Genomic DNA, 7239 nt, shown 5'->3' on the forward strand with positions numbered 1-7239 from the left:
GACCGAATGGGGCATAGTTATTAACGGCATAAAGCAATCGAAATCCACTCGTTCGAAAATCATTTTTAAGCAAAAAAACCGGCCAAGATAATTGACGCGAACCGGACAAAGTAATTGACACCTGATAAAACTACGATATACTGCTATTGGATGAGCCAGAGTCATCTTTTGACAATAAATTTCTCAATAGTGATGTCAATACAATAATTAAAAGTATTTCTAATCAAATGCCTGTAGTTGTAGTTACGCATAACAATAGCGTTGGAGCTTCAATCAACCCTGACTACATTCTGTATGCACAGAAATCAACCGAAAATGGAGAAAACGTTTATCGGTTATATTCTGGATATCCAACTGACAAGTATCTGAAATGCGTTGACGGAACAACTATGAGTAACCATGACATATTGTTGAATTCACTTGAAGCTGGAATTAATGCATACAATATCAGGAGAGGGGTATATGAAGCTGTTAAAAATTAAAGAGCCTATTGGGCAGTTTTTAACCAAAGACGGGACCTATGATGCAATTGATAAAATTACAAAAGAAGACCTTCTCAGAATCACAGAACGTGTTTTGGAAAACTCTGGGGATTTAGAGACATATGATGAAGAAAAAATAAGAAATCAGGCCCATCAAGTTGTTTACAAAAGTATATATAGCAACTTAAAAGCCTTAGAAAAACGAAGGCAGGAATTCATTGATGAATCAGAAAGGCTGTATATTGATGATTACAAGAAGTATGTCGAAGAAATATCACAACAACCGGTTGCAGGCGACGGCTAAACGCCGCGCCTGAACCGTGCGTTCAGGATAAAACATATTTAAGGAAAAACAACACAATATTAATAACGAAGATAAAGTCTCTGATAATTGTACTATAACTCATAGCTAATATTTTAATGGGGTATTCTTTATGTTAAAAAAACAGAATTCTTTGCGAATCCTCTTTGCTGAAGATCATCCTGCTATTCAAGGCTTAATTGGATCACTAATCAAAGGATGGGGTTTTCATACTGATATTGCATCCAATGGTCTTGAAGCAGTCCGCTATGCAGAAAAAACCGCTATGATTTGTGCCTAATGGATCGGAGTATGCCAGTGTTAAATGGCATAAAGGCTGCCAGTAAAATTCGGTGGTTGACTGATTATTTTCCCATTCTCATTTTTAGTGCGGATGTGCCAGTAGGTAAAGAATATTTACAAGATAAGGGAATCGATGATTGGATAGAAAAATCTTGTGGCCCCAATTATCTTTATGAGAAGATAAACGAATGGTGCAGCCTGAGAGCAATCCGCATTAACAAAGGTGACAAATTTTTTAAAATAGAAAAGGAAATACCTATGAATTCACAACACGCACAGCAAATTAAAAAGCTCAAAGAACAAGGCTTGTCTTTGATGAGTATATTCGGAACATCAACAGAGGCCACTTTTGTTGTAAATGAACTTGTACCAGAGTATATTGAGCATGAATTTACAGAGAACCAGAATCAGTCAGTTAAATTCCTTGATCATAATCCAGAAGCAAAAGGTGGATGCTGCCTTTTTGCTAAAACTTCGATGGTTGTTAAAACTTTCATGGTTGACGAAGATTTTGAAGAAGAAAACGAGAATGAAAGAAAAAAACTCAAGAAAGTCATGGTTTCATCGAAAAAATAACCTTATTTTCATATTTTTAATTTTTGCCAATCTTCATATGGGTGAAAAGGCGAAAAAAATCAAATTTACACTATAACATATCAGGACTAAGCATTAACAAAGCAACTTCATAATCAGGGAATGCCGAACCATTGCGTGGACGTTAACCGGGAAACCACGCACTTCTTTATTTTTAGCATATTCATCATTAAACGCTGTTCATGTGCAGTTTTAGTTGTTCTCCCGGCAAGTCACGCACAGCGTTATGTCACTGATGGAGGGAACCATGTGGTTTGAAACGCTGACCGGCTTTGCTGAGCAATCACCCGAACAGGTTCGCGCCAACATCACCGTTGACGGTTTTGAACTGACCTCGCAGGTAAATGGTAGGCGAATGATCTGCGGAGATCTGGAAACACCGTCTTTGGCTGAATTGCGCGGACGCGTCCGATCGGAGACATACAGTGCTGGCAATACGACAATCCGAGAAGTCGTTGCCAACGTCCAGCATTTACATTCAGACAAAGAAAATTCCGGTTCACTGTTTCAGGTGGCTTCCCAATTCAACCTGCTTGAAATGGTCTCCCCTGACGTAACGCCGGAACGTGGCGTCGGGATTTATGAGCAGGATCGTACGCAAGGTCCAGCTTGCGCAATCGCCGCTGGTGCCGGAACGATCTATCGCAACTACTTCGCAACTGTAAACGGCCAGACCGGGCAATCCGTAAACAATCAAATCGATTGTCTGGCCGATATCGGAACTGCGATGGGAAACTCCGATAGTCACCTCTGGGAAATGAGAAACGGTTACGCTCTGGCAACGGAAAGCGGCTTGGTTGAGATATCACATCGCCTACGAGCTTCAAGTGACTCTGAACGAGACGAATTGCGAAAACTGCTACGCATCGGCATTCAATGGGACACCCAAGTGACCCTCAACGATTCGCTGCATAAAGTCTCGCAAGCATATTGTTCAACGCTACCGGTTGCCTACTCCGCGCATTCCTCACCACTTTGGGCAGACTTTGCCAAACTCGTTCTGGAAGCGGCCTATGAGGCAACATTGTGTGCCGCGATCTTGAACTCCAGAAGAACAGGAAACAACACCGTTTTTCTTACACTCCTTGGCGGCGGAGCGTTTGGGAATGACACGGATTGGATAATTCACGCAATAAAACGTGCTGTCGAACTGTACAATGACAAAGCTCTGGATGTGGCGATCGTAAGTTATGGATCGTCGAAGCCAAGTGTGCAAAAACTTATTCACGAGTTAGAAAACACGAAGTGCGCCATAACACGCGGATGAACCGGATTCGGAAATGCGGGACCGAATCGCTTCGCTCGTTCACGGCAACTCCCGGCCCGGTTATCCTGAACGTTGGGCAGCTCAATACAACTATCAGCCATATGAGAACTGACTCATGATCGAAATTTCTGAATTTACCGATTTATACCAGAGGATATTTTTTTGTAGACAATGCGAAGATGTGGTCGAAAGCCTGCTTCCTTGAAAATCGATACCCCAAACCTGTAATGCAAATATTGCCCTGATGGCCCAAGCCCCATCAGAGCACGGTGTCCGAATGTCTGGAATTCACTGGGTAGGTACAGATGGAAAACTTCGTAGACCGGGCGGTACCTTTCTTGATAAATATCTACAATCAGTCGGCTATTCAGTGTATCCAATGAAAAAAGGCCTTCTGAGACCATACACCACGAATGTACTTCACTACCAATCAGTGGAGCACACGGCGTGTAGATAGCGGTTTTACGTAACGTCCCTACAGGTTTGGAATTTATTTAGGCCACTGCTCACCTCAACCGTTAGCTTCAGAAAAGGAACTGATAGATTTATGAGCGAAAATAAACAATATTTTTCGCTTACAGAAAAAGATATAGAGCAAGGAATCAATGAAGGTGTCTTTACAAAAGATAGTATAGAGCTTGTCAGGGATAGTGTGGGTAGGTAGGAGTAGCAAAAATAGGGACAGGCTCTTCTCCCAAGACTTAGCGTTCAACATCCCAATCCTTTAACGTAGGAAACCATGATGAATATTAATAAGCAACTGATAGAGATTGCATCTTGGCGTATGGTCAGTGAGATATTCCGCTGTTATCCCAACATGTTTGATCTTGTAGAAACACACCCTGGCGGCGGTCTGTACGATTGTCTGTCACTGTACGACAAAAAGAATGATGAGGTTATGTCTTTTAACAGAAATGGAAGCCTGCACTATTTTAAAAACTGCCGAACTGGTGAAAAACAACTTTTTTCGGACAATGAATTCTGGGAAAAAACAGTGGAGTATGGCGATCCAAAAAGGATTGTAACCATGGTTCTTGAACATATCGGTTTAGTCTGGCCACCTGTCAGGCCGATCAGTACACCCGAAATTTTAGTCTACCGATATATTGCCGAGTTTTTGACCCACAGCGCTTTTGGCCGCCACGAATGGAGATGTGTTAACGGATTCCATGATACATCAGGTTATTCTTCCGGTGAACTAAACGACTTTGAACTTTTTCCATCTTCGGCAAAAATACAGAGATCAATGCCTGAAAAATTTGGCAACACCGCTTATAATTTCTGGTTTATCAAGAAAAACGGTGAGTCACTTCTCTGCTTGGCAGAGGATGGAACGTTGATGTGCCGTGATGGTTCAATATATTCCCTACCAGAACTATATAAAAAGGATCGTCGAATTTGGTACCTAATCTTCCATATATCCGAAGCCCTTTTGCCGTAAAGCAGTCGTAAACGGTATTTCTGACTTTCAAAGGGTTTTTACAGAAATGGCAAGCGCAAACAGACATTTCATTTCCGGACACAGTACGCAGCGAGAAACAGATTGCCAAATGGATGGCGAAATATGGCTTTGAACGATTGATAAAACTTCCGTTTACAGCTTTTATGGATCGATAAAAAACCAAAATCATGCCAAAACATACTTGACAGGCAAAGCGATGGACATCATGTTTAAGATAACGAAAAAAGGAACGCATCGTTTAGACATTGAGTTGAGTGGAAAGCTAAATTCAGAGGAAATGCAAATTGCTTTAGATGAACTTGTTGACAAGTCCAGAGGAATTGAAAACGGAAAGATGCTATATGATGTTATTGATTTTCATCTACCATCATTGAGCGCCATAGCCATCGAGTTTTCACGATTGCCAATGATGTTTGGGTTAATAAAAAAATTTGATCGTGCCGCCGTTTTGAGCGACAAAAATTGGATTAAAAAAATCAGTGAATTTGAAGGCATGATAGTTCCGGGTCTTGAAATTAAAGCTTTCAATCGATACCAGAAAGAAGTGGCGGAAGTATGGTTATCAGAGTAGAACAAAATATATAATTCAGCGAATCGGTTAGTCGGGGGCTTTTTGTGCCTTCCTGCGCCCCTGTGATTTTCCGATTCATACGTGACAAGGCGCTTTTTTTGACATGCGCCTTTTATGAAGGGTACCCATAAGGAGGTTTTATGACAGAAAACCAACTCACCCCGGACCTTCGGACCCGTCTTTATACAAGTATGGTCCTGACCCGCAAGTTCGAGGAAAACATCGTAACCCTTAGCCAGGAACCCCGCCGGCTGCCGGGTATGCAGATTCTGGCCAATGGCCAGGAGGCGGTTGCCACGGGCATTGTTTCGGCGCTTGAACCGGCGGACGTCATCATCAGCAACCACCGCAGTCACGGTCATCTGCTGGCCAGGGGCGCAGACCTCAATTCCCTGATGGCAGAAATCATGGCCAAAGCCACAGGCGTCAACGGCGGCAAGGCCGGCACACTGCATCTATCCGTACCGGATCTTAACATACTGATGACATCAACGGTGGTCGGTGCAGGCCCCCCGCTGGCCGTTGGAGCGGCTTTTGCCCAGCAATACAAGCGATCCACAGACATAACCGTGGTCTTTTTCGGCGATGGTGCAGCGGCCGAGGGAAGCGTGCACGAAGCCATGAATCTGGCCGGCGTCTGGAAGCTGCCGCTTTTGTTCGTCTGCGAAAACAACTGCTGGGCCGGCGCACAGCGGCCTGAAGAGCACTGCGCGACACCGCATATTTTCCAGCGTGCCGAAGGATACAATATGCCCGGTCGGAGCGTGGATGGCAATGACGTGGAGGCCGTTTACAATCTCGGCGTCGAACTGGTTGCGCATTGCCGTTCGGGCAAGGGACCTGCTTTTATGGAAGCACTGACCTACCGCATGCGGGGCCATGGTGAACAGGATCACCAGCATTATGTTGACCCGGCGGAGCTTGAGATCTGGTCAGCCCGGTGTCCGATCCGTCGTTACCGCCAAAAGCTGCTCGATGATAACGTACTCACCGAGGCCCGGATCCGGGCCATTGACCAGGATGCCGAAACGCGTGTGGCAGCCGCCGTGGCGTTTGGTGACGAAAGTCCCTATTCCGGCGTCGAGACCGCCCTGACCGATGTATTCGTCCAACCGCCCAGCGCCTGAAAGGAGTCGTGCCATGTGTCAAAAAACATTCGGACAAGCCTTAAACGAAGCTCTCACAATAGCCATGAAAAATGATGAGACTGTATTTCTCGCCGGCGAAGGCGTAGGGGTTTCCATCCACCAGGATCCCAATGCGGCCACTTTCGGCCTTCTGGAAAAATTTGGCCCGGGGCGGGTAAAGGATACGCCGGTCAGCGAAGCGGCCATTGCCGGGCTTGCCGTAGGCGCTTCCTGCATGGGCCTGCGGCCGGTAGTGGAAATTATGTTTTTTCCATTCATTACCCTGGCAAGCGACATGCTGGTGAACCATGCCGGAAAGCTGCGTTATATGAGTGGCGGCAAATCCAGCTTCCCCCTGACGGTACGGGTCAGGGCCGGAGTAGGCTTTGGTGCCGGCAGTCAGCACTCGCACAACCTTGAATCATGGATCGCGCACAGTCCGGGCCTGAAAATTGTCTGGCCGGCCACACCGGCAGATGCCAAGGGGTTACTGCTCAGCGCCATATTCGACCCGGACCCGGTCATCGTGATAGAGGACATGATGCTCGGTTGGATGCCCGGTGAAGTGCCGCCCGGCGACATTCGTACCCCCCTGGGCAAAGCCCGCATGGCTTCACCGGGGACCGACTGCACCATCGTAGCGTATGGCGCGGCCCTGTACGCGGTAATGGCAGCGCTTGCCCCCTTGAGTGAAATCGGCATCTCCTGCGAGGTGATTGATCTGCGGTCCCTGGTACCCCTGGACAAGGCCTGCATCCTCGACTCGGTTCGTAAGACCGGTCGACTGGTAGTGGTGCACGAAGCCAACCTTTTTTGCGGATTCGGTGCGGAACTGGCCGCCATGGTCGCCGAAGAGGCCTTCGACGCGCTGAAAGGCCCGATCAAACGAGTCGGTGCACCCCAAATCCCGGTGCCGGTCGCACCCACCCATGAAAAAATTTTTAAACCCGGCCCTGAAGATGTGGTCTCGGCGGTTCGGGAGGCAATGGGAAAGTGATGGGTAAATGTAATAGGACAATAAAAATTCGAACAAAATCATGAAAAGAGGGTAACACATCTCTCCGGTTTTTAATCCAGGAACTGTTCAATCAGTTCCCATGACTGCTGTTTTTGTTCCATGCTCAGATCGGTT

At 46.2% G+C, this 7239-nt stretch carries 9 protein-coding genes; all 9 read left to right on the plus strand.

Annotation, left to right across the window (positions count from 1 at the left end):
- Positions 1-146: 146 nt before the first annotated feature.
- The 9 genes from PHQ97_15595 to PHQ97_15635 all read left to right on the plus strand — a co-directional run bounded on the left by PHQ97_15595 (position 147) and on the right by PHQ97_15635 (position 7104).
- Complete coding sequence (locus PHQ97_15595; GenBank protein MDD4394155.1) at positions 147-482, plus strand: hypothetical protein; 336 nt, start codon at positions 147-149, stop codon at positions 480-482.
- A complete protein-coding gene (locus PHQ97_15600; GenBank protein ID MDD4394156.1) occupies positions 463-786 on the plus strand; it encodes a hypothetical protein in 324 nt (107 codons plus the stop codon). The genes PHQ97_15595 and PHQ97_15600 overlap by 20 nt, the downstream gene beginning before the upstream one ends.
- A 130-nt stretch (positions 787-916) precedes the next feature.
- Positions 917-1084, plus strand: coding sequence for a response regulator (locus PHQ97_15605; GenBank protein ID MDD4394157.1), 168 nt, complete (start codon positions 917-919; stop codon positions 1082-1084).
- An 11-nt stretch (positions 1085-1095) separates the two neighbouring features.
- Positions 1096-1662 carry a hypothetical protein gene (locus PHQ97_15610; GenBank protein MDD4394158.1) on the plus strand — a complete coding sequence of 189 codons (567 nt, stop codon included), beginning with the start codon at positions 1096-1098 and terminating at the stop codon, positions 1660-1662.
- A 265-nt stretch (positions 1663-1927) separates the two neighbouring features.
- Positions 1928-2947, plus strand: coding sequence for a hypothetical protein (locus PHQ97_15615; GenBank protein MDD4394159.1), 1020 nt, complete (start codon positions 1928-1930; stop codon positions 2945-2947).
- A 739-nt stretch (positions 2948-3686) separates the two neighbouring features.
- A complete protein-coding gene (locus PHQ97_15620; protein ID MDD4394160.1) occupies positions 3687-4388 on the plus strand; it encodes a hypothetical protein in 702 nt (233 codons plus the stop codon).
- Between the two features lie 217 nt (positions 4389-4605).
- A complete protein-coding gene (locus PHQ97_15625; GenBank protein MDD4394161.1) occupies positions 4606-4980 on the plus strand; it encodes an STAS/SEC14 domain-containing protein in 375 nt (124 codons plus the stop codon).
- A gap of 140 nt (positions 4981-5120) precedes the next feature.
- Positions 5121-6107 (plus strand): thiamine pyrophosphate-dependent dehydrogenase E1 component subunit alpha, encoded by a 987-nt coding sequence (locus PHQ97_15630; GenBank protein ID MDD4394162.1) that lies wholly within the window; start codon positions 5121-5123, stop codon positions 6105-6107.
- A gap of 13 nt (positions 6108-6120) precedes the next feature.
- The gene (locus PHQ97_15635) at positions 6121-7104 is read left to right on the plus strand and encodes an alpha-ketoacid dehydrogenase subunit beta (protein ID MDD4394163.1); all 984 of its coding nucleotides are present in this window, start codon (positions 6121-6123) and stop codon (positions 7102-7104) included.
- The last annotated feature ends 135 nt before the right edge of the window (positions 7105-7239 follow it).

This window comes from Desulfobacterales bacterium (assembly GCA_028704555.1).
Lineage (GTDB): Bacteria > Desulfobacterota > Desulfobacteria > Desulfobacterales > JAQWFD01 > JAQWFD01.

What these genes read in the sequence shown, in the direction of transcription:
- PHQ97_15635 (MDD4394163.1), top strand. Translation starts at nt 6,121, where the DNA reads ATGTGTCAAAAAACATTCGGACAAGCCTTAAACGAAGCTCTCACAATA.
- PHQ97_15615 (MDD4394159.1), top strand. Translation starts at nt 1,928, where the DNA reads ATGTGGTTTGAAACGCTGACCGGCTTTGCTGAGCAATCACCCGAACAG.
- PHQ97_15600 (MDD4394156.1), top strand. Translation starts at nt 463, where the DNA reads ATGAAGCTGTTAAAAATTAAAGAGCCTATTGGGCAGTTTTTAACCAAA.
- PHQ97_15620 (MDD4394160.1), top strand. Translation starts at nt 3,687, where the DNA reads ATGATGAATATTAATAAGCAACTGATAGAGATTGCATCTTGGCGTATG.
- PHQ97_15630 (MDD4394162.1), top strand. Translation starts at nt 5,121, where the DNA reads ATGACAGAAAACCAACTCACCCCGGACCTTCGGACCCGTCTTTATACA.
- PHQ97_15610 (MDD4394158.1), top strand. Translation starts at nt 1,096, where the DNA reads ATGCCAGTGTTAAATGGCATAAAGGCTGCCAGTAAAATTCGGTGGTTG.
- PHQ97_15605 (MDD4394157.1), top strand. Translation starts at nt 917, where the DNA reads ATGTTAAAAAAACAGAATTCTTTGCGAATCCTCTTTGCTGAAGATCAT.
- PHQ97_15625 (MDD4394161.1), top strand. Translation starts at nt 4,606, where the DNA reads ATGGACATCATGTTTAAGATAACGAAAAAAGGAACGCATCGTTTAGAC.